The sequence below is a fragment of the Pseudomonas wadenswilerensis genome, assembly GCF_024749185.1.
Taxonomy (GTDB): domain Bacteria; phylum Pseudomonadota; class Gammaproteobacteria; order Pseudomonadales; family Pseudomonadaceae; genus Aquipseudomonas; species Aquipseudomonas wadenswilerensis.
Map to the genome: position 1 here is coordinate 4,545,535 of NZ_CP087191.1, position 21,945 is coordinate 4,567,479.

Annotated in this window: 15 protein-coding genes; 5 read left to right on the top strand and 10 right to left on the bottom strand. The window is 62.5% G+C overall.

The genetic code is table 11. The features are described from left to right. Positions 1-25: 25 nt before the first annotated feature. Complete coding sequence (metE, locus tag LOY45_RS20870) at positions 26-2,335, bottom strand: 5-methyltetrahydropteroyltriglutamate--homocysteine S-methyltransferase (RefSeq protein ID WP_258578293.1); 2,310 nt, start codon at positions 2,333-2,335, stop codon at positions 26-28. Between the two features lie 110 nt (positions 2,336-2,445). Here metE and metR point away from each other — a divergent pair, with 110 nt between their 5' ends. After that, positions 2,446-3,363: a transcriptional regulator MetR gene (gene metR / locus LOY45_RS20875; RefSeq protein WP_045197692.1), complete on the top strand. Its 918-nt coding sequence runs from the start codon at positions 2,446-2,448 to the stop codon at positions 3,361-3,363. Between the two features lie 3 nt (positions 3,364-3,366). On the opposite strand, the gene LOY45_RS20880 is transcribed toward metR, so the two are convergent. Together LOY45_RS20880 and LOY45_RS20885 are read right to left on the bottom strand one after the other, a co-directional pair. Continuing rightward, entirely contained in the window at positions 3,367-4,005 is a 639-nt protein-coding gene (locus tag LOY45_RS20880; protein WP_115085603.1) for a LysE family translocator, read from the bottom strand. Positions 4,006-4,027: 22 nt separating this feature from the next. Then, positions 4,028-4,441, bottom strand: coding sequence for an NUDIX hydrolase (locus LOY45_RS20885; protein WP_115085602.1), 414 nt, complete (start codon positions 4,439-4,441; stop codon positions 4,028-4,030). Between the two features lie 184 nt (positions 4,442-4,625). Here LOY45_RS20885 and LOY45_RS20890 point away from each other — a divergent pair, with 184 nt between their 5' ends. Next, the gene (locus LOY45_RS20890; protein ID WP_258578294.1) at positions 4,626-8,927 is read left to right on the top strand and encodes a DEAD/DEAH box helicase; all 4,302 of its coding nucleotides are present in this window, start codon (positions 4,626-4,628) and stop codon (positions 8,925-8,927) included. Here LOY45_RS20890 and LOY45_RS20895 read toward each other — a convergent pair. Next, complete coding sequence (locus LOY45_RS20895) at positions 8,920-9,183, bottom strand: type B 50S ribosomal protein L31 (RefSeq protein ID WP_115085600.1); 264 nt, start codon at positions 9,181-9,183, stop codon at positions 8,920-8,922. The two genes, LOY45_RS20890 and LOY45_RS20895, sit on opposite strands and share 8 nt — an antisense overlap. 201 nt (positions 9,184-9,384) lie before the next feature. On the opposite strand from LOY45_RS20895, the gene LOY45_RS20900 reads away from it, so the two are divergent. Continuing rightward, entirely contained in the window at positions 9,385-10,995 is a 1,611-nt protein-coding gene (locus LOY45_RS20900) for an FMN-binding glutamate synthase family protein (RefSeq protein WP_258578295.1), read from the top strand. 5 nt (positions 10,996-11,000) lie between these two features. Here the strand turns inward: LOY45_RS20900 and LOY45_RS20905 are convergent, their stop codons facing one another. Genes LOY45_RS20905 through LOY45_RS20915 form a run of 3 tightly spaced genes read right to left on the bottom strand, consistent with a single transcriptional unit; the run spans position 11,001 to position 13,884 of the window. Then, a complete protein-coding gene (locus LOY45_RS20905; protein WP_258578296.1) occupies positions 11,001-12,551 on the bottom strand; it encodes a glycosyltransferase family 39 protein in 1,551 nt (516 codons plus the stop codon). After that, complete coding sequence (locus LOY45_RS20910) at positions 12,548-13,513, bottom strand: glycosyltransferase family 2 protein (RefSeq protein ID WP_258578297.1); 966 nt, start codon at positions 13,511-13,513, stop codon at positions 12,548-12,550. Before LOY45_RS20910 ends, LOY45_RS20905 begins: the two co-directional genes overlap by 4 nt. Then, entirely contained in the window at positions 13,510-13,884 is a 375-nt protein-coding gene (locus LOY45_RS20915; RefSeq protein WP_258578298.1) for a GtrA family protein, read from the bottom strand. The genes LOY45_RS20910 and LOY45_RS20915 overlap by 4 nt, the downstream gene beginning before the upstream one ends. A 263-nt stretch (positions 13,885-14,147) precedes the next feature. On the opposite strand from LOY45_RS20915, the gene LOY45_RS20920 reads away from it, so the two are divergent. Continuing rightward, positions 14,148-15,272 (top strand): OpgC family protein, encoded by a 1,125-nt coding sequence (locus LOY45_RS20920; RefSeq protein WP_258578300.1) that lies wholly within the window; start codon positions 14,148-14,150, stop codon positions 15,270-15,272. 143 nt (positions 15,273-15,415) lie between these two features. Here the strand turns inward: LOY45_RS20920 and LOY45_RS20925 are convergent, their stop codons facing one another. Together LOY45_RS20925 and LOY45_RS20930 are read right to left on the bottom strand one after the other, a co-directional pair. Further along, the gene (locus tag LOY45_RS20925; protein ID WP_258578301.1) at positions 15,416-16,006 is read right to left on the bottom strand and encodes a hypothetical protein; all 591 of its coding nucleotides are present in this window, start codon (positions 16,004-16,006) and stop codon (positions 15,416-15,418) included. Between the two features lie 243 nt (positions 16,007-16,249). Beyond that, entirely contained in the window at positions 16,250-17,671 is a 1,422-nt protein-coding gene (locus LOY45_RS20930) for an amino acid permease (RefSeq protein ID WP_115085593.1), read from the bottom strand. Between the two features lie 437 nt (positions 17,672-18,108). Here LOY45_RS20930 and LOY45_RS20935 point away from each other — a divergent pair, with 437 nt between their 5' ends. After that, complete coding sequence (locus tag LOY45_RS20935; RefSeq protein ID WP_258578302.1) at positions 18,109-21,234, top strand: transglycosylase domain-containing protein; 3,126 nt, start codon at positions 18,109-18,111, stop codon at positions 21,232-21,234. On the opposite strand, the gene LOY45_RS20940 is transcribed toward LOY45_RS20935, so the two are convergent. Then, entirely contained in the window at positions 21,231-21,647 is a 417-nt protein-coding gene (locus tag LOY45_RS20940) for a C40 family peptidase (RefSeq protein ID WP_420832727.1), read from the bottom strand. The two genes, LOY45_RS20935 and LOY45_RS20940, sit on opposite strands and share 4 nt — an antisense overlap. Positions 21,648-21,945: the final 298 nt, after the last annotated feature.

Below are 21,945 nucleotides of genomic sequence, written 5' to 3' on the forward strand. Positions count from 1 at the left end.
GGCAAGCTGCTCCCTTGGCGTATTCTCACGCCAGCTCGCTACGCAATTGCCGCGCCGCCGCCACCATGTTCACCAGCGCAGCTTCCGTCTCCGGCCAGGCGCGGGTCTTCAGGCCGCAATCCGGGTTGACCCACAGGCGCTCGGCCGGGATACGCTTGACCGCCTTGCTCATCAACTTGACCATCTCGGCAGTGTCCGGCACCCGTGGCGAGTGGATGTCGTAGACGCCCGGGCCAATGTCGTTGGGGTAGTCGAAGGCTTCGAAGGCGTCCAGCAGTTCCATGTCCGAGCGCGAGGTCTCGATGGTGATGACGTCGGCGTCCATGGCAGCGATCGCTTCGATCACATCGTTGAACTCGCTGTAGCACATGTGGGTGTGGATCTGGGTTTCATCGCGCACACCGCTGGAGCACAGTCGGAACGCTTCCACCGCCCAGTCCAGGTACGCCTGCCATTGCGCACGGCGCAGCGGCAGGCCCTCACGGAATGCGGCTTCGTCGATCTGCACGATCTTGATGCCAGCGGCTTCCAGGTCCTGCACTTCGTCACGGATGGCCAGGGCCAGTTGCTCGGCCTGGACCTTGCGCGACACGTCTTCACGCGGGAACGACCACATCAGCATGGTGACCGGGCCGGTCAGCATGCCTTTCATGACCTTGCTGGTCAGGCGCTGGGCGTATTCGATCCAGGCCACGGTCATGGCCTGCGGGCGGTTGAGGTCGCCATAGATGATCGCCGGTTTCACGCAACGCGAACCGTAGCTCTGGACCCAGCCGTAACGGGTGAAGGCGTAACCGTCCAGTTGCTCGGCAAAGTACTCGACCATGTCGTTGCGCTCGGCTTCACCGTGCACCAGCACATCCAGGCCCAGGCGCTCCTGCACCTGCACGGCATGGCGGATCTCGCTGTGCATGGCGTCGGTGTAGTCGTTGGCCGAGAGTTTGCCCTGCTTGTAGGCTTGACGCGCCAGGCGGATCGCCGAGGTCTGTGGGAAAGAACCGATGGTGGTGGTCGGGAACGCCGGCAGTTGCAGGCGCTGACGCTGGGCTTCGATACGCTGGGCGAAGGCCGACTGGCGCTGGCTGTCGGCAGCGGTCACGGCGGCCAGGCGGGCCTGAACCTGCGGCTTGTGAATGCGTGGTGATTCGGCACGGCGCTTCTGTACGGCGCGGCTGTTGCTCAGGGCGTTCTGCACGGCAGGCAAGTGCGGATTGTCCAGGGCCTTGGCCAGCACGGCGATTTCCTCGCACTTCTGCACGGCAAAGGCCAGCCAGCTTTTCAGTTCGGCATCGAGCTTGTCTTCCCGGCCGAGGTCCACCGGGCTGTGCAGCAGCGAACAGGAGCCGGCCACCCAGAGGTTGGCACCAAAGCGTTGCTGGGCTTGTTGCAGCTGCTCCAGCGCCTTGTCCAGGTCACAGCGCCAGACGTTGCGGCCGTTGACCACACCCAAGGACAGCACTTTATAGGTAGGCAGGCGATCGAGTACCGCCGGCAGTTGTTCCGGTGCGCGCACCAGGTCAATATGCAGGCCATCCACCGGCAGGCCGACGGCCAGGCCGAGGTTGTCCTCCAGGCCGCTGAAGTAGGTGGCGACCAGCTTCTTCAGGGGCGAGTACTGCAGGATGTGGTAAGCACGTTCGAAGGCGTTCTTCCATTCCTGCGGCAGGTCAAGGCCGAGGATCGGCTCGTCGATCTGCACCCACTCCACGCCCTGGCGCGACAGGCGGCTGAGGATTTCGCCGTACACCGGCAGCAGCCGCTCAAGCAGGTCGAGCTTGTCGAACTCGCCGCCCTTGGCCTTGCCCAGCCACAGGTAGGTCAGCGGGCCGATCAGCACCGGCTTGACCGCGTGGCCGAGGGCCTGGGCTTCGGCCACTTCATCGAACAGCTGTTCCCAACTGAGCAAAAAGCGCTGGTCGGCGCTGAATTCCGGGACCAGATAGTGATAGTTGGTGTCGAACCACTTGGTCAACTCTTGCGCATATTGCGTCTGGCCGTGGCTACCGCCGCAGCAGGTGCTGGCGCCACGAGCCATGGCGAACAGGGTGTCGAGGGTCGGCAGGCCATTGTCGCCCCTGACCTGGGCGAAGCGCTCGGGGATCGCCCCGAAGGTCAGCGAGTGGGTCAGGACCTGGTCGTACCAGGCAAAATCGCCGACCGGCAGCAGTTCGATACCGGCGTCTTTCTGCAGCTGCCAGTGGCGGGCGCGCAGTTCGCGGCCAACAGCCTCGAGACCTGCCTGATCGAGATCGCCTTTCCAGTAGGCTTCTTGCGCTTTTTTCAGTTCGCGGTCAGCGCCGATGCGCGGGAAACCAAGGTTGTGGGCCAATGCCATGAGAAAACGTCCTCCCTGTAAAAGATGACGCTATTGTCGACAGCCAGACCAACATGAGACAAACTCAATAAATTCGTGTTCATCTCAAAGTTTACTCATGGAGCCCCTCGGTGCTGGAAATTCGTCACCTGAAAACCCTGCACGCCCTGCGCGAAGCCGACAGCCTGGTCGAGGCCGCCGAACGCCTGCACCTGACCCAGTCGGCGCTGTCCCATCAGTTCAAGGAGCTGGAAGAGCGCCTGGGCATGCCGCTGTTCATGCGCAAGACCAAGCCGCTGCGCTTCACCAGCGCCGGCCTGCGCCTGCTGCAGCTGGCCGATGCCACCCTGCCGCTGCTGCGCGGCGCCGAGCGCGACATCGCCCGCCTGGCCGGTGGCACCGCCGGGCGCCTGCACATGGCCATTGAATGCCACAGCTGCTTCCAGTGGCTGATGCCGACCATCGACCAGTTCCGCGATGCCTGGCCGGAGGTCGAGCTGGACCTGGCCTCGGGTTTTGCCTTCGCCCCGCTGCCAGCCCTGGCCCGTGGCGATCTGGACCTGGTGGTGACCTCCGACCCGCTGGAGCTCAGCGGCATTACCTACGTGCCGCTGTTCACCTACGAAGCCATGCTCGCCGTGGCCAACCAGCACCCGCTGGCGCACAAGCCGTACATGGTGCCGGAAGACCTGGCCACGGAAACCCTGATCACCTACCCGGTGGAGCGCGACCGCCTGGACATCTTCACCCGCTTCCTGGAGCCGGCCGACGTCGAGCCGGCGCAGGTGCGCACAGCCGAGCTGACGGTGATGATGATGCAACTGGTGGCCAGCGGCCGCGGGGTCTGCGGCATGCCGCACTGGGCCCTGCACGAGTACAGCTCGCGCGGTTACGTGAAGGCCAAGCGCCTGGGTGAGAAAGGCCTGTTTGCCACGCTGTACGCGGCGGTGCGCAGCGACATGCTCGATGCGCCATACATGCGCGACTTCCTGCTGACCGCCAAGGATACGTCCTTCTCCACCCTCGACGGCGTCAGCGCGGTACGTTGAGCCTTATACGGTCCGGCGCTGCTCCTGCACCAGGCGCAGCGCCAGGCCGGCCAGGACGAAGCCCATCACGTAGCGCTGCAGCATCAGCCACAGCGGGTAACGCACGAACCAACCGGCAATGCCGGCGGCGAACAGGGCAATCAGCAGGTTGACCGAGAAGCTCACGGCGATCTGGGTCAGGCCCAGGGCCAGGCTCTGCGCCAGCACCGAACCGTTTTCCGGCGAGATGAACTGTGGCAGCACCGAAAGGTAGAACACCGCCACCTTGGGGTTCAGCACGCTGGTCAGAAAGCCCATCAGCACCAGCTTGCGCGGGGAATCCGGGGCCAGTTCACGGGGCTCGAACGGCGAGCGGGCACCGGGCTTGACTGCCTGCCAGGCCAGCCACATCAAGTAGCCGGCACCGGCCCACTTGAGCAGGTCGTAGGCCAGCGGCACGGCCATGAACAAGGCGGTCAGGCCAATGGCTGCGGCGCTCATGTGCACCAGAAAGCCGCCCACCACGCCGAGCAACGAGGTTACCCCGGCCGTGCGGCCCTGGCAGATCGAACGGGAAATCAAATAAATCATGTTCGGCCCCGGGGTCAGGACCATCAGCAGCGCGGCGCCGATAAACAGCAGCCATTCATGGGTGGGGATCATCGGCATTCCTTTGCAAGTGAGATCAGGCAGGGGTTGTAGTTAACTGCCGGTACAGGGGCAGAATCAAGTCCCGTGTGAGCGGAGCCAGCTCAAGGGTCAGTTGCTTGCGTGCCGAGATCCACACCACTTCTTCGATTTCTGCGGCGGGCTCGACCGGCATGGCGGTGTGCACCTTGAAAATCTCGGCCTGGACTACAAAACCCGGCTCGTTGGCGGCCGGGGCACTGAACTGGCCCAGATACTCGGCGTCGTGCGGCTCGATCGCCAGGCCCAGTTCTTCGAACAGCTCGCGGGCCAGGGCATTGACCGGCTGCTCGTCGGCCTCGATCTTGCCGCCAGGCTGCATGAACGCCTGGGTACCGCGCTTGCGCACCAGCAGGGTACGGCCTTGCGGGTCAAGCAGGAGGGCAGCGGCGATGCGGATGGTTTTGCTCATGGGACGCTCGTGAACGGGAAAGCGCGCAAGGATCACATGTTGGCGGGGGCCTTTCAATGGTGGAGCGGGCTTGCCCCGCGATCAGGCTGGCCTGTGCGATTGCATCGCGGGGCAAGCCCGCTCCCACACACCGGTCTGACGAACGCCCCTTGCAACCCCGCACCATTGGCCGCATAAACAGCCCATGAACCTCCCCGCCCTCAAGCACCCGGAACTGGACGCCTTCCACCCCGCGGTCCGCACCTGGTTCCAGCGCCAGTTCCCAACGGTAACCGCCGCCCAGGCCCGGGCCTGGCCGTTGATTCGCAGCGGGCAATCCTTGCTGGTCGCCGCACCCACCGGTTCAGGCAAAACCCTGACCGCCTTCCTGGCGATCCTCGACGAGCTGTTCGAACAGGGCCTGGCCAGCGCAAACCTGCCAGACCAGACCCAGGTGGTCTACGTCTCGCCACTCAAGGCGCTGTCCAACGATATCCAGATCAACCTGCAGGCGCCGCTGGCCGGGATCAACGCGGTGCTGGCCGAACAAGGCCTGGAGCCGCTGGAAATCCGTACGGCGGTACGCAGTGGCGACACCCCGCAAAAGGAACGCACGGCCATGCGCCGCCAGGCGCCGCATATCCTGGTCACCACCCCCGAATCGCTGTATGTGTTGCTCGGCTCGGCCTCCGGGCGCCAGGGCCTGGCCAGCGTACACACGGTGATTGTCGATGAGATCCACGCCCTGGCCGGCAACAAGCGCGGCAGTCATCTGGCCCTGAGCCTGGAGCGCCTTGAAGCGCTGTGTGGCCGGACATTGCGGCGCATCGGCCTGTCGGCCACGCAACGACCGGTCGAGCGGGTGGCGCAATTTCTGGCAGGCAAGGCGCGCGAGTGCGCCATCGTCAATATCGGCCATGCCCGTCCCCGTGACCTGGGCCTGGAAGTACCGCCGGTGCCACTCGGGGCGGTGATGGCTACTGATGTCTGGGGCCTGGTTTACGACCGTCTGGCGGCCCTGGCCCGCGAGCATCGCACCACCCTGGTGTTCGTCAACACCCGGCGCCTGGCCGAACGCCTGACCCGCCATTTGAGCGAGCGCCTGGGCCGCGATGCCGTGGCTGCGCACCACGGCAGCATGGCCAAGGAATACCGCCTGGACGCCGAGCAACGGCTCAAGCGCGGTGAGCTGCAGGTGCTGGTGGCCACCGCCTCGCTGGAGCTGGGCATCGATATCGGTGAAGTCGAGCTGGTGTGCCAGATCGGCTCGCCCGGTTCGATTGCCGCGTTTTTGCAAAGGGTCGGGCGCTCCGGGCACCAGGTCGAGGGCACGCCCAAAGGCCGGCTGTTCCCGCTGTCGCGCGACGACCTGATCGAATGCGCGGCACTGCTCGATTGCGTACGCCGCGGCGAGCTGGACCGCTTGCAGGTACCGCAAGCTCCGCTGGACGTATTGGCGCAACAGATCGTCGCCGAGGTCAGCAACCAGGAGTGGCACGAGCAGGCGCTGTTCGACTGCCTGCGCCGGGCCATGCCCTACGCCGAGCTGGATCAAGACCATTACCAGGCGCTGTTGCGCATGCTTGGCGAAGGCTTCAATGGCCGCCTGGGCATCCGCAGCGCCTACCTGCACCGTGATGCAGTCAACGCCACCCTGCGCGGGCGGCGTGGCAGCCAGCTGACGGCCTTGACCAGCGGCGGCACCATCCCTGATAACGCCGACTACACCGTGGTGCTCGAACCCCAGAGCCTGAACATCGGCACCGTCAATGAAGACTTCGCGGTCGAAAGCATCGCCGGCGATATCTTCCAGCTGGGCAACGCCTCCTACCGCATCTTGCGCGTGGAAAGCGGCCGGGTGCGGGTCGAGGACGCCAAGGGCCTGCCGCCGAGCATCCCGTTCTGGCTCGGCGAAGCGCCGGGGCGCAGTGATGAGCTGTCAGCAGGCGTCGCGCGCCTGCAAGGCGAGATCGACCAGCGCCTGAGCGATAGCGATGGCCAGCTGCAACCGCTGCTCGACTGGCTCACGGCCGAACTGGGCCTGAGCCTGGACAGCGCCGAACCATTGCTTGAGTACCTGGCCCACACCCGCCAGGTGCTCGGCGCCCTGCCCTCGCAGCAAACCCTGGTGATGGAGCGTTTTTTCGACGAGTCCGGCGGCACCCAACTGATCATCCATTCGCCGTTCGGCAGCCGCATCAACCGCGCCTGGGGCCTGGCCCTGCGCAAGCGTTTTTGCCGCACCTTCAACTTCGAACTGCAGGCTGCGGCCAGCGAAGACGCGATTGTCCTGTCGCTGTCGGCCAGCCACAGTTTTGCCCTGGAAGAGGTCTGGTGTTACCTGCACAGCAACAGCGCCGAGTCGATCCTGGTTCAGGCCCTGCTCGATGCGCCGCTGTTCGGTGTGCGCTGGCGCTGGAATGCCGGTACCGCACTGGCGCTGCCGCGTTTTGTCGGCGGGCGCAAGGTGGCGCCGCAGATCCAGCGGATGAAAAGCGAAGACCTGATTGCCGCGGTGTTCCCCGACCAGATCGCCTGCCTGGAAAACCTTGCCGGCGAGCGGCAGATACCCGACCACCCGCTGGTCGAGCAAACCCTCGACGACTGCCTGCACGAGGCCATGGACAGCGAAGGCTGGCTGGCGCTGCTGCGGCGTATCGAGCAAGGCCGGATCAAGCTGGTTGCCCGTGACCTGCCGGCACCTTCGCCGCTGGCCTCGGCCATTCTCAACGCACGGCCCTATACCTTCCTGGATGACGCACCGCTGGAAGAACGGCGTACCCAGGCCGTACTCAACCGCCGCTGGAATCAAGCGCAGAGCAGCGATGACCTGGGCGCGCTGGATCCGGAGGCAATCGCCGCGGTACAAGCCGAAGCCTGGCCAATGCCAACCCGTAGCGACGAAATGCATGAAGCCTTGATGAGCCTGGCCGGTATCAGCCAGGCCGAAGCCGAGGCCAATGACGGCTGGCAGGACTGGCTGGCGGCGCTGGGCAAGGAAGGCCGCGCCTGCCGTCTGCAACTGGCTGGGGGGCAAGCGTTGTGGCTGGCCCGCGAACGCCTGGTACTGCTGCGCACCCTTTATCCGCAGGCTGTCGTCACGCCTGAGGTCGCCGCCCTGCCCGGCTTTGCTCAAGCCATGGACGCCGATGCGGCGCTGGTCGAGCTGCTGCGCGCGCGCCTGAGCGGTTTCGGCCCGCTGACCAGCGAGCAGATTGCCGCACCGCTGCAACTGTCGATCAGCGCCATCGAGCAGGCCCTGGCCCGCCTGGAAGGCGAAGGTTACGTGCTGCGCGGGTACTTCCAGCCGAGCCAGCAGCCGGGCCAGCAGGCACTGCAATGGTGCGAACGCCACCTGCTGGCGCGCATTCATCGTTACACCATCAAGCGCCTGCGCCGGGAAATCGAACCGGTCAGCCTGCAGGACTTCATGCGTTTTCTGTTCGACTGGCAGCACCTGTCGCCCGCCTCGCGCCTGCAAGGGCAGGCAGCGCTGAGTGCCGTGCTCGATCAGTTCGAAGGTTACCCGGCAGCTGCAGCAGCCTGGGAAAGCGACCTGCTGCCCACCCGGCTCAAGGACTACAGCCCGCGCTGGCTCGACGAAGCCTGCCGCGCCGGCAAATACGCCTGGGCGCGTCTGGCCCCGAGTGCCGCAGCCAGTACCCTGCGCAGCACGCCACTGGTGCTGCTGCCACGGGCTCGCCTGGGTTTGTGGCGGGCCCTGAGCCCGGCGCTGGACAGCAGTGAACTGAGCCTGCGTGCCCAGCGCGTGCACACCGTCTTGAGCGAGCACGGCGCCTTGTTCTTCGAAGAGCTGGTGCAAGACGCCCACCTGCTGCCCAGCGAACTGGAGAACGCCCTGCAGGAGCTGGTGGCCGCCGGCTTGATCAGCGCCGACAGCTTTGCCGGCCTGCGCGCCCTGATCACCCCGGCCAGCAAACGCCAGGGCCGCAGCCATCGCCGCGGTCGCGGGCCGTTGTTCGGCGGCATGCAAGACGCCGGGCGCTGGGCCCTGCTGCGCAAACCCAACGCCAAGCGCGACGAAGACCTCGAACACATCGCCCGCACCTTGCTGCGCCGCTATGGCGTGATCTGCTGGCGCTTGCTCGAACGCGAAGCCGACTGGCTGCCCAGCTGGCGCGAACTGCTGCGCTGCTACCACCGCCTGGAAGCCCGTGGCGAAATCCGTGGCGGGCGCTTTATCAGTGGCCTGGCCGGCGAGCAGTTTGCCCTGCCCGAGGCCGTGGCGCTGCTACGTGAAGTGCGCCGGCGCCCGCTCGATGGCAGCCTGGTTGCAATCTGCGCCAGCGACCCGCTGAACCTGGTCGGCACCCTGCTGCCAGGCAACAAGGTCCCGGCGGTCAGCGGCAACCGCCTGCTCTATCTGGATGGTGCGCCGGTGGCGACGCTGATTGCCGGCAAGGTCCAGTTCAGTGGTGACGATGAATTGGCGGCGCAGGGCGAGTGGCGCGGTCGTTTGATCCGCGATCCTGCCCTGGTCACTTGACCTGCGGCGCAGCGAACCCGGCGAAACGCTTGTTGAAGCCAGCCACCCGGCCTTCGACCGTAGCCTTGCGCTGCTGGCCGGTATAGATCGGATGCGAAGCACTGGACACATCCAGAGCCACATAGGGGTAGATCTTGCCGTCACTATGGGTATGGCTGCGGTCAGTGTCGACGGTCGAGCCGATCAGGAAATACACATCTGCAGCGGTGTCGTGGAACAACACAGGACGGTAGTCGGGGTGAATGCCGGGTTTCATGGCCAAGCCTCTCGGGAAAATGAACGAAGATGAATTGATACTATATAACATATCAATAAATCGCAAATACAAATGATTTTCGATTCCAAGATGAAGCTTGCAGCCCTTGCGCGCTGCGGGCTGGCGCTTTAATCCCCAACCGGGATAAGGTCGGGGTTTGACCAGGCCCTGAGCCTGACCGCGCCATCGCAAGGAAACCGTATGAGCCTGTCACTTCTCAGCCGCTACGCCTTCTTCGCTGCCTGTGTGTTGTTCACCCTGGCCAGCCTGCCCTTTCTCCACCACGAATGGCTGTGGCCGTTCACCCTGGTGACCGCCGTGCTCAGCCTGATCGGCCTCGGCGACCTGCTGCAAAGCCGTCACGCGGTGCGCCGCAACTACCCGATCCTCGGCAACATCCGCTATCTGGTCGAAGGCATTCGCCCGGAAATCCGCCAGTACCTGCTGGAGGCTGACAGCGATGCCCTGCCGTTTTCCCGGGCGCAGCGCTCGCTGGTGTATGCGCGGGCCAAGAACGAAGCATCGGACAAACCCTTCGGCACCCTGATCGACGTGTACCAGTCCGGTTTCGAGTTCATCGGCCACTCCATGCGCCCGGCGCAGCTCAGCGACCCGTCGAACTTTCGGGTAATCGTCGGTGGCCCGCAGTGCAAACAGCCGTACTCGGCTTCGGTATTCAACATCTCGGCCATGAGTTTCGGTTCGCTCAGCGCCAACGCCATCCGCGCCCTGAACCAGGGCGCCAAGCTCGGCAACTTCGCTCACGACACCGGTGAAGGCAGCATCAGCCCTTATCACCGCGAGCACGGTGGCGACCTGACCTGGGAGCTGGGCAGCGGCTACTTCGGCTGCCGCACCTCGGACGGGCGCTTCGACCCCGAGCGTTTCGCCGAACAGGCGCGCAACCCGCAGGTGCGGATGATCGAGATCAAGATGAGCCAGGGTGCCAAACCCGGCCACGGCGGCATCCTGCCCAAGCACAAGGTCACCCGCGAGATTGCCGAGACCCGCGGCATCCTGATGGGTGAAGACTGCATCTCGCCGTCACGTCACAGCGCCTTCTCCACCCCGATCGAGATGATGCAGTTCATCGCCCAGTTGCGTGAGCTGTCTGGCGGCAAGCCGGTAGGATTCAAGTTCTGCCTCGGTCACCCGTGGGAGTTCATGGGCATTGCCAAGGCCATGCTGGAAACCGGCATCCTGCCCGACTTCATCGTCGTCGACGGCAAGGAAGGTGGCACCGGCGCTGCGCCCGTGGAATTCACCGACCATATCGGCGTGCCGCTGCGCGAAGGCCTGCTGTTCGTGCACAACACCCTGGTGGGCCTGAACCTGCGCGACAAGATCAAGCTCGGCGCCAGCGGCAAGATCGTCAGCGCCTTCGACATTGCCAGCGTGCTGGCCATCGGCGCCGACTGGGCCAACTCGGCGCGCGGCTTCATGTTTGCCATCGGCTGCATCCAGTCGCAAAGCTGCCACACCAACAAATGCCCGACCGGCGTCGCCACTCAGGACCCGCTGCGCCAGCGCGCCCTGGTGGTGCCCGACAAGGCCGAGCGAGTATTCAACTTCCACCACAACACCCTCAAGGCCCTGGCCGAGATGCTTGCCGCCGCCGGCCTCGATCACCCCTCGCAGCTGGAAGCCAGGCACCTGGTGCGGCGCATCTCGGCCACCGAGATCAAGCTGTTCTCGCAGATGCATGTATTCCTCAAGCCGGGTGAATTGCTCAATGACGAGGTCAATGGCGAGTTCTACTCGCGGATGTGGCAGATGGCGCGGGCCGACAGTTTCGAACCGCTGGCCGCCTGACAGGTTCAATGGCCAGTCGTCTGCGACTCTGATCGCTCGGGCACTGCGAACAGCATTGCCCGGGTCTCTCCCGCCCTGATTTCCGCCAGCTTGGTCCAGTTACCGGGCAAGTGACGCTCCTTACCAGGGCCCGGAACGCCACCTACCCACCATACCCTGCCGGATTTCGGTGCTAACGCTTGAGGCATCTGTACGTACAAGTGCTCCGCCCGGGAAAAGAGCAATGTCGCACCACCATAGCTGGAGCTCGAGGTGCCGGTACTATCGCCCTTCGCACCATTTTCATAGATCAACGGTATGCTACCGGTCCTGTTGTAGTACGCCACACTGAAGTACCAATACAGGCCATCGACAACTATCAAGTCTCCCTGCTGCCACTGTGCGCTGACCCCATCGACCACAACATCCAGGCGATTGACATACCAGCCTACGGCATCATTCAAGCTGTGCTGCTGGCTGTAGATACGCGCAATGCCGGTCACTTCCAGCGTCAGGCAAGCGGCGGCCAACAGCCAGGCCAAGCCACGATGACTGGCTGCAAGGCGATCCAGCGCCAATGCCAGCACAATCGGCAAACCGACAGCCGCGAACAACAGATAGCGTTCGACGAACAGCGGCATCGCGAATGAAATGCACCACACCAGCACAAGTGGAACATAACTGGACGCTACGATCAGAGCGTTCGGGCGCAAGGCCTGCCTATCCCTGCGCAGAATAAAAACCGAGGCAACGAGCAACACCATTGGCATCACCAGGAATATCGGCCGAGGATAAGCACTACCGTTATCGAGGGTGAAAAACTGCCACACGGCAGCAGGAAGCGTTTCAAGTGTCACCCGAGGAATCCAGGAGACTGCCGAAGTATGTCCCAACTGCCCCACCAGCGAGGGCAGCCAAGGCAGATAGGCGAGCGCGATTGCCACATTGCACAGCCACCACGGCCAGGCTCGAACAAGACGCCGTGTATCCTTCACACATAACAGATACAACCAATGCGCCGCGGCGCAGAGTACGGTGAAATAGTGGGTATACAGCCCGGCCACCATCAGCATTGCATAAAGCATCAGGAGAGGCTTTTGTGCCGGTCTGCTCACCCAGAGCAAAAGCACAAAGGTTGCTGCCAGTAACAACATGCCCAGCAACGAATACATCCGTACTTCCTGGCTGTAACGCACCGCGATGGGCAGCAGCGCCAGCAATGACCCGGCGATCAAGGCTGCTCGCAGGGAGGCCAGTCTGCGCGTTAGCCACATGCCCAGAGCCACCGTCAGCACGCCCGTGAACACACTAAGGCCACGAAGGGCCAACACGTCGCTGCCCAGCCAGTGCATCCAATAATGCAATAGCAGGTAGTACAACGGCGGATGAACGTCGCGAGCGGTGTGGAACAGGATCTGCGACGGTGACAAGGCACTCAGAGCCACGGAAAAAGCTTCGTCGTACCAGAGCACCGGTTGTGTTACCTGGTAAAGACGCACAGCGCTGCTCAGCAGCAATATGGCCAAGCAAGCCAGCGGCCATGCAACCTGAGTCCGCAGGCGCAGCGTCAGGCTCATCTGCTCTCCTTGAGCAAAGGCCTATGGGTGTGCTGCTCGGGTTTTCCGACAATACTTTTTATAACGTAGCGAGGACGATGCTTGGCCTCCATGTAAATACGGCCGATGTATTCCCCCAATATGCCGATGCCGATCAGCTGTACCCCACCGAGGAACAAAATCGCTGTCATCAACGACGGATATCCGGGCACATCGTTGCCGAACAGGATCTTGTCTACTACCAGGTAACCGGCGTACAGCAACGCCAATAAAGAAATGCACGCGCCGAGGTAACTCCACAGGCGCAAGGGCAAGGTGCTGAACGAGGTGATGCCGTCCAGCGCCAGGTTCCACAGGCGCCAGGCGTTGAACTTGCTGCGGCCCACTGCCCGCGCCGCGCGGTCGTATTCAACAATGGCAACATTGAACCCCGCCCACGACAGCACGCCTTTCATGAACAACTGCTGTTCGGGCAGGGTCTTGATCACGTCCACCACCTTGCGGTCCATCAAGCGGAAATCGCCGACGTTTTCTTCAATATGGGTATAGGCGATGCGATTAAGCAGGCGATAGAACAGCGAGGCGCTGCGGCGCTTGAGGTAGCCATCACTGGAGCGGTCCCGGCGTTTGGCCAGAACCACGTCGGCGCCGTTCTGCCATTCATCAATCAACTGCGCAACCACCGCCACCGGGTCCTGCTGGTCAACGTCCATGGGCACCACGGCGTCACCGCTGGCGTACTCCAGGCCGGCGAACAAGGCCGGCTCCTTGCCAAAGTTACGCGAGAAGTTGATCAACACCACGTCGCTGTCGGTCAGGGCGATGGAGCGGGCGATCTCGGCCGTGCGATCACTGCTGCCATCGTTGATGAACACGATTTCGATGAGGTGGGCCTGCAGCGAGGGTTCCTGCCTCACCGCCTGGTAAAACCCCCTGACGGCCTGCTCTTCGTTGAACACCGGCACGATCAGCGAGACTTTCATGGCTCGGCCCTGCGAAACACCAACCACCTGGACAACAGGAAGCCAAACGTCAGACTGATCAGGGAAAACGTCACCACCGTGATCATCCCGTGCAGCCGCCAGTGGTCGCCCATCCAGCCCACTGCCAGGCTGACCCCGCCCAGGCACAGCATGAACAGCAGGTAGCGGCCGAACGAAGGCGACACGGCGAAGGTGTAGAGGGCATTTACATAAAAGGAAAGACTTGCTGCAACGCAAAACGCCAGCAGATTACTGAGGGCCTGAGTTAAAGCGAACACTTCCCTGAGCACGAAAAAGAGCTGCCAATGGACCAGGGTATTGGCAATACCGATCACGGCATAGGTGGAAAACCCTTTCCATACGTTGGCCATTGCGCGTCGCGCCTCGATGGCTGTTGCGGCTGAACTCAAGCAGGCCACGTAACCCGTGGTTCGTCTACTAGCAAATCTGACAGGTACGGGTGATTTGCGATCAACGGTCTACGGCGCAAGGGGCGAATAGAGACATTCAGTAATAAGCCCCCTTTGCAATTACCCACGAATACCGCCACCCTGCCCCCCGCCCGACGTGCGGCGCGAGAGAATGCCGCCGTGCGCCTGTCACTACTTAACCAACTGTTCAAGAGCCCGCTGCCATGCTTAACGGACGCGACCCGCGCATCGATTTTTTTCGAGGCCTGGCGTTGATCTTCATTTTCTGGGATCACGTCCCCCACAACCCTTTAGGCCAGATCACCCTGCGTAACATCGGTTTCAGCGATGCTGCGGAGGTTTTCGTCTTCCTCGCTGGCTACGCCGCGGTACTGGCTTACGGCAAAGTCCTGCAACGCGACGGCTACCTGATCGCCTGCGTGAAGATCCTGCGCCGTACCTGGGTGCTGTATGTCGTGCATATCTTCCTGCTGGCGATGTTGATGGGCATCGTGTTCTACGCCAACAGCCATGTGCAGACCCGCGACCTGGTGCAGGAGATGGGCCTTACCCACTTCATCACCAACCCTCAGCAAGCCCTGACGGACGAGCTGTTGCTGCGCTTCAAGCCCAACCTGATGGACCCGCTGCCGCTGTACATTGTGCTGCTGGCCGGTTTGCCCCTGGTGCTGCCGTTGCTGATGCGCATGCCCTGGGCGGTAGTGGGGGTATCGATGGCGGTGTATCTGATGGCCCCGGGGTTCGGCTGGAACCTGGCGAACTTCTCCGATGGCGTGTGGTATTTCAACCCGGTCACCTGGCAGTTCCTGTTCATCCTCGGTGGCGCAGCGGCGCTTTACGGGCAACAGGCACGGCCGCCACAAACCCGGCCGTTGCGGCGCCAACCGCTGTTTCTGGCGGCAGCCGCCTACTCGCTGGCGGCAGGCATCATTACCTTGTCCTGGCGCTGGCCAGAGCTTCACGATGCACTGATGCCGGCCAGTATCAACAATCTGCTGTACCCGATCAGCAAGACCGACCTGTCGCCGGTGCGCCTGTTGCACTTCCTGGCCCTGACCTACGTCACGGCCAAGCTGCTGCCGGGCAGCGGCTGGACGCAGAACTGGCTGGCGCAGCAAACCTGCCGCATGGGCCGCTACTCGCTTGAGGTGTTCTGCCTGGGGGTACTGCTTGCGCCCTTGGCGGACATGATCAATGCCATGGCCGGCGATGCCTTTGCCATGCAGATATTCACCGCACTGGTGGGTGTCGCCGTCATGGCCCTGCTCGGCGCCTGGCTGGATTTCAACAAACGCCTGAACCAGCCGATGCGTGCGGTTGCCACCTGAAAACCGCAATCGACATAGGGGCCGGCCTTGCTCAGGCCGTTCCTGAGTTCCAAGCGACTGTTGCGCCACCAGCGCGGCCGGGTCAAGAGATCGAGTTTGCAGGATAGGCGTATTCGACGGGATCGCAGATCAATCGCACCTGTTCAGATCTCGTCCGGATGACTCAGGTAGGCGCTATTGGTTTCCAGGACGTTGACGTGAAAGTCCATTGCCTGGGCGCCATGGGCGGCAATACAGGTGACCGGCCTGCTCCTCCAGGCTTTATTGCGGTAATAGCTGAGCGTTTGCTCGCGCAGAGCGAGGGGCTTGCCTGTGTCCAGGGAAATCAGACGGCTGAAAATCGCGCCACCGCCCAGTTGAATCTCTTGGCCGCTGGCGCCGTCAGCAACACCCACGGCTTCCAGGCCGAATTTGGCTGGCGATTGATCTTTCGGGTCGAATGCACCGAAGTAACCATTTTTGTAGCCAATGCATTTACCGAAATGGGCCTTGCTCCTGACGTACAAGATGTAGCCGCCCTCAGTGAAGCGCACGTAGAGCTTCAAGGGCTCCGACGTCAGCTTCTCGTTCACGTGACCGAGCATGTGCCCGGCGCTGGGGATGCTGATGCCGGTCCAGGTGAAGGTACGTTGCGGATCGGCGTAGAAGACCGAATGCAACTGGTCGAGAAAGCCAAAGCGGCCAGAGGGGGTTGAGAGTGTGGCGATGAACGAACGTTGTCGATGGGTGGTCATGCTGCGGCTCTCCTGAGTCCATGAAGGCGTAACTGCCTTCGCAGCGATTCTCGGGATTGCAACTGCGCCGGTGCGGTACTTAATTGTTCTTCACCAGATCCCCCAGAGAATCTCAAGCGCGCAGTGCAGCAGATACATCTGCAAGATCTGTTGGCTGCCAACGACTTTCCCGGCAATCCGTGAAGAACCCCCAAAAAAAAGCCCGTATCCATCGATACGGGCTTTTTCATGACAACCAGAGGGTCAGGACACTGAACTTGCAGCGCGCTGCTCCACGGTGCTTGGCGACAGCTTGAGCACGTAGTAGAGCACGGTCAGCATCACCAGGAACGCCGGGCCGATGTACAGGGCCACGCGGGTTTCCTCGAAGTAGGCCATCAGGCCGACCACCAGGATCAGGAACGCCAGCGCCAGATAGGAGCTCAGCGGCCACAGCCACATGCGGTATTTCAGTGCGGCACGCTCGGCGTTGCTCAAGCCCGCGCGGAATTTCAGCTGGGCCAGGAGGATCATCACCCAGGTCCAGATCGCGCCGAAGGTGGCGATGGCGGTTACCCAGACGAAGACTTTTTCCGGTACCAGGTAGTTGGCCAGCACGCCCAGCAGCAAGGCTGCAATCGACAGCAACAGGGCATTACGCGGCACGCCGTTGCTCGAGGTGCGGGCGAAGGTGGCCGGGGCCTGACCGTTCTGCGCCAGGCTGTAGAGCATGCGTCCGGTGCTGAAGATACCGCCGTTGCACGACGACAGCGCAGCAGTGATCACCACGAAGTTGATGATACCGGCAGCGGTCTTGATGCCCAGACGCTCGAAGGTCATCACGAACGGGCTGCCCTGGCTGCCGATTTCATTCCACGGGTAGATCGACAGGATCACGAACAGTGCGCCGACGTAGAACAGCAGGATGCGCCAGAACACCGAGCCGATGGCCTGGGGAATGGTCTTTTGCGGGTTGCGTGCTTCACCGGCAGTCAGGCCGATCATCTCGACGCCCAGATAGGCGAACATCACCATCTGCAGCGACATCAGCACGCCGGTCACGCCATTGGGCATGAAGCCGCCGTTGCTCCAGAGGTTGGAGATGCCCATGGCCACGCCATCGTTACCGAAGCCGAAAGCGATGACGCCAATACCACCCAGGACCATGGCAATGATGGTGACGATCTTGATCAGGGCGAACCAGAACTCGAACTCACCAAAGGCCTTGACGGCGATCAGGTTGATCGCGCCCATGCTGCCCAGGGCCGCCAGGGCCCAGATCCAGCGCGGTACTTCGGGGAACCAGATGCCCATGTAAATGGCCACCGCGGTGATTTCCGCCACGCAGGTCACCAGCCACAGGAACCAGTAGTTCCAGCCGGTGAGAAAGCCCGCCAACGGGCCGAGGTAGTCTTGAGCGTAGCGGCTGAAGGAGCCGGCTACCGGGTTGTGCACGGCCATTTCGCCGAGGGCGCGCATGATCACCAGGATCGCCAGGCCACCAATGATGTAGGACAGCATGATGGCTGGTCCGGCCATTTCGATGGCCTTGGCCGAACCCAGGAACAGGCCGACACCGATACAGGCGCCCAGCGCCATCAGGCGAATGTGGCGTTCGCCGAGTTCTCGCTTGAGTGGGCCGCCCTGGGCGGTCTCACCATGAGAAGGGTGGTTGCCGACTGGCATAGAAATACAACCTCATTTTGTTATTGGATATGACCATTCGTGCAGGCCTGGCATCGCCGGTGGGCTTGATGCGTTGCCTCGCCGGGCACCGCCTTGTGAGCGGGCCCGTCTGCCGTCAGTGCAAAACCGGCAGAGCGAAAGGGGCGAGCAGTATAGAAAGGCCCCTGCAGGACATTTCACTGTATAAAGCGCGATATTTGGCGAGAACTCTCGGCAAAATCCGCTTCTACGGAGGGGCATTCCCCGTGCTTTAGCCTCTGCAGGAAACAGGGCGGCTAACATAGCACCAAAACGGGGCAATTCAAGCTCCACCAAAGGAGCATTTCTGACACGTTTTTAGGAAATGCCCGGCAACTGACTACAAAATTTTCACCAAACCCGGCCACCGTCTAAGCTTCAGGCAAGCAAGACGAAAATACGTAGCCGGGCTGAAGACTATGGGCGCATTGTGGCAATCGGAACCGAACAGTACGGAAGCTCCCCCTGAACAACTCCCATTGCCGAAAAGCCCACGCCAGCGCCATCTCTGGTGGCGGCTGTTCTGGTTGGTGCTGCTGATCGCCCTGATCGCCCTGGGTTACGCCGTCACTACCGAAATACACACCTCGCGCCTGCAATCCCGGGAGTTCAGCCGGTTCGCCGCGACCCTCAGCTACTCCATGCAGCCCGGCCCCAGCGATGCCATTCGCTACCCGGGTGAAGGTCCGTTCGACAAGCGTCTGGGCTACAGCTCTCTGGGTGAATTCCTGCCGCGCCTACTGAAGCGCGACTACGTGATAAACGAGCAGACGCGCTTTTCGCCTGCGCTGATGGACTACGTCGATCACGGCTTTTTCGTTCCCTACGCCGAAAAAATTCAGGCCGGCTTGTCGATCACCGACTGCAAGGGCGATGCGCTGTACCAGTTTCATTACCCGCAGCACCTGTACCCCGACTTCGCCTCGATCCCGCCGGTCATTGTCCACAGCCTGCTGTTCATCGAAAACCGCGACCTGCTCGACCCCAACGACCCGCTGAACAACCCCGCCGTGGACTGGCCGCGCTTTGCCAAGGCCGCCTATACCCAGGTGGCGAAGTACCTGGCCCTGCCCGGCCAGTCGGCGGGCGGCAGTACCCTGGCGACCCAACTGGAAAAATACCGGCATTCCCCCGACGGCCTGACCGCCTCGGGCAGCGAGAAGATCCGCCAGATGATTTCCGCCAGCGTGCGCGCGTATAAAGGTGGCCCGCAGACCCTGGAAACACGCCAGCGTATCGTGCGCGACTACCTCAACAGCGTACCGCTGTCGGCGGTGCCCGGGCATGGCGAAGTGCATGGCATGGCCGAGGGTTTGCGCGTCTGGTATGGCGCTGATTTTGCCCAGGTCAACCAGGCCCTGTCGTCCACCGACAACGACCCCGCGAGCCTCGCCACCCGTGGCCTGGCCTTGCGCCAGGTGCTGTCGCTGATGATCGCCCAGCGCCGCCCCTCGCACTTTTTGTCCAAGGGGCGTGCGGAACTGGCGCTGCTGACCGACAGCCACATCCGCATCCTCTCGGCCAGCAACATCATCGACAAGCCGCTGGCGGATGCGGCCCTCTCCAGCACGGCCATCTACCGCGACTGGGTGGCCCAGCCGACCATTCAGCCGATCGTTACCAACAAAGGCATCAGCGTCGCCCGCAGCCGCCTGTCTTCGGCGCTGGGCCGGCCGTTGTATGACCTCGACCGTCTCGACCTGTCGGCCACCAGCACCCTGCAGTCGGATTTGCAGGGCCAGGTCAGCCAATACCTGAAGAACCTCGCCGACCCGGCCTTTGCAGAAAAAATGGGCCTGTTTGGCGAACGCTTGCTGACCCCGACCAGCACCACCCAGGTGCGTTACAGCTTCACCCTGCTGGAGCGTACCGCCGACGGCTCGAGGGTGCGGGTACAAACCGACAGCACCGACCAGCCCTTCGACATCAACGAAGGCAGCAAACTGGAACTGGGCTCCACCGCCAAGCTGCGGGTACTGACCAGCTACCTGGAAATAATCGCCGAACTGCACGACAAGTACGCCGCTACCCCGGCCGCCGAGCTGAAAAAAGTCCAGGTGGCCGAGCTGGACTTCATCACCCGCTGGGCCATCGACTACCTGGTCCAGAACAAGGACCGCGACCTCAGCGCCATGCTCAACGCCGCGCTGGAGCGCAAGTACTCCGCCAGCCCCGGCGAAGCCTTCTTCACCGGCGGCGGCCTGCATGTATTCAACAACTTTCGCAAGGAAGACAACGGCCGCATCCCCACCCTCAAGGACGCCCTGCGCGAGTCGATCAACCTGCCGTTCATTCGCCTGATGCGCGATCTGGTGCGCTACAGCACCTACCAGCAGCCGGGCAATAGCGCCAGCCTGCTCAAGGACGATGCCGAACCGCGCCGCCAGGAATACCTGGCACGTTTTGCCGACAAGGAAGGCACCGATTACATGCGCAGGTTCTGGAAAAAATACCAGCGCAAGACCTCGCAACAGCGCCTGGACACCTTCCTCGACAGCCTGCGGGTCACACCGATCCGCCTGGCCGCGGTGCACCGTTACCTGTTTCCGGAAGCCGACCAGGCCACCTTCAATGCGTTCGTCCAGGCTCACCTGAAAAAGGACCGGGTCGAGAACAAACGCCCGGCCACCAAGCAGAACACCGTCACCGAGAAACGCCTGCAAGAGCTGTACGAAGCTTACCGGCCAGGCGCCTATGACCTGCCCGACCAGGGCTTTATCGCCAAGGTGCATCCGCTGGATTTGTGGCTGCTTGGCTATCTGCTGCAACACCCCAGCGCCACCTTCCAGGAGGCGGCGCAGGCCGGCCATTTTGAACGCCAGGAAGTCTACGGCTGGCTGTTCAAGAGCCGCCACAAGGGCGCGCGCGACAGCCGCATCCGCACCCTGGTGGAAATCGAAGCCTTCCTCGATATTCATCAACGCTGGAAACGCGTCGGCTACCCCTTCGACCACCTGGTACCGTCGCTGGCCACCGCCATCGGCAGCTCCGGCGACCGTCCGGCAGCCCTGGCTGAACTGATCGGGATTATCCAGAACGACGGCGTACGCCTGCCGGTGCTGCGCATCGACACCCTGCATTTTGCTGCCGACACACCCTACGAAACCCGTCTGACCAGCGACCCCGACCTGGGCCAGCGAGTGCTTTCGGTGGAAGTCGCCCGGGCCCTGCGCGGCGCCCTCTCGCAAGTGGTGGATGCCGGTACCGCGCGGCGAGTGTCGGGCAGCTTCAAACTGGCCGACGGCAGCCCGCTGGTGATGGGCGGCAAGACCGGTACCGGCGACAACCGCATCGAAAGCTTCGGCGCCGGCGGGCGGCTGATCGGCTCACGCTCGCTGAACCGTACCGCCACCTTTGTGTTCTACCTCGGAGAAAACCACTTCGGCACCCTCACCGCCTTCGTCCCCGGCCGTGCCGCGGAGTCCTTCCGCTTTACCTCGGCGCTGCCGGTGCAGGTGCTCAAGGGCATGGCGCCAATCCTGATGCCGTACCTGGAGCCGGGCAGTCACACCCTGTGCAAGCCACCGCGGATGGTGCAGCGCTAGTGGAAGCGCTTGGCAGTCGTATAGCTTTTGGCCCAGTAGCTGTTGCTCAGGGAATCGATACGGATGTTCTTGCCGGTGCGGGGGGCGTGGATGAAGCGCCCTTCGCCGATGTACAGGCCGACGTGACCGATCCGGCCCTGGCCATTGCGATTGAAAAATACTGCGTCTCCGCGTTTTAGCTGGCTCTGCTTGATGGTCCGGGCGCCGGACTTAAGCATGGCCGCGGTGGTGCGCGGAATCCTGATATCGGCCTCGTGGCGAAACAGGTAGACCAGCAGCCCACTGCAATCAAACCCGCCCTTTACCGACATGCCGCCCCAGCGATAGGGCACGCCGATCAGTTCGTGTGCGCGCTCGACCAGACGATCGAGGTTGGCTTCCAGTTCGTGCCGCACAGTGTGCTCACGAGCGATATGGGTCACGGAGAAACTGGCCTGGGCAAAAAATGACAGCCCCCAGAGCAGGCCGATGAAAAAAATTGAACGCGCCACGGAGAAATACTCACAGGTGAAGAAAACGTGGCGAATCTTAGGAGCGATTTCCGTGTGTGTAGATCAAGGCAATCCGAGGCATCTGTAGGAAAACCCTGAAGCATTCCTACACAAATTCAGCGCTTCCTACGATCATCATGAGAAATATTCCTATTCTCACGCTTGATTTAAGATATATCTTGAGTAATATCTGAAGATACATCTAACGCAAACGGAGATT

Coding starts and splice junctions, on each gene's coding strand:
- LOY45_RS20910 (WP_258578297.1), bottom strand. CDS start 13,513: ATGAAAGTCTCGCTGATCGTGCCGGTGTTCAACGAAGAGCAGGCCGTC.
- LOY45_RS20895 (WP_115085600.1), bottom strand. CDS start 9,183: ATGAAACCCGGCATTCACCCCGACTACCGTCCTGTGTTGTTCCACGAC.
- LOY45_RS20920 (WP_258578300.1), top strand. CDS start 14,148: ATGCTTAACGGACGCGACCCGCGCATCGATTTTTTTCGAGGCCTGGCG.
- LOY45_RS20930 (WP_115085593.1), bottom strand. CDS start 17,671: ATGCCAGTCGGCAACCACCCTTCTCATGGTGAGACCGCCCAGGGCGGC.
- LOY45_RS20925 (WP_258578301.1), bottom strand. CDS start 16,006: ATGACCACCCATCGACAACGTTCGTTCATCGCCACACTCTCAACCCCC.
- LOY45_RS20900 (WP_258578295.1), top strand. CDS start 9,385: ATGAGCCTGTCACTTCTCAGCCGCTACGCCTTCTTCGCTGCCTGTGTG.
- LOY45_RS20885 (WP_115085602.1), bottom strand. CDS start 4,441: ATGAGCAAAACCATCCGCATCGCCGCTGCCCTCCTGCTTGACCCGCAA.
- LOY45_RS20890 (WP_258578294.1), top strand. CDS start 4,626: ATGAACCTCCCCGCCCTCAAGCACCCGGAACTGGACGCCTTCCACCCC.
- LOY45_RS20905 (WP_258578296.1), bottom strand. CDS start 12,551: ATGAGCCTGACGCTGCGCCTGCGGACTCAGGTTGCATGGCCGCTGGCT.
- LOY45_RS20915 (WP_258578298.1), bottom strand. CDS start 13,884: ATGGCCAACGTATGGAAAGGGTTTTCCACCTATGCCGTGATCGGTATT.
- metE (WP_258578293.1), bottom strand. CDS start 2,335: ATGGCATTGGCCCACAACCTTGGTTTCCCGCGCATCGGCGCTGACCGC.
- LOY45_RS20935 (WP_258578302.1), top strand. CDS start 18,109: ATGGGCGCATTGTGGCAATCGGAACCGAACAGTACGGAAGCTCCCCCT.
- LOY45_RS20880 (WP_115085603.1), bottom strand. CDS start 4,005: ATGATCCCCACCCATGAATGGCTGCTGTTTATCGGCGCCGCGCTGCTG.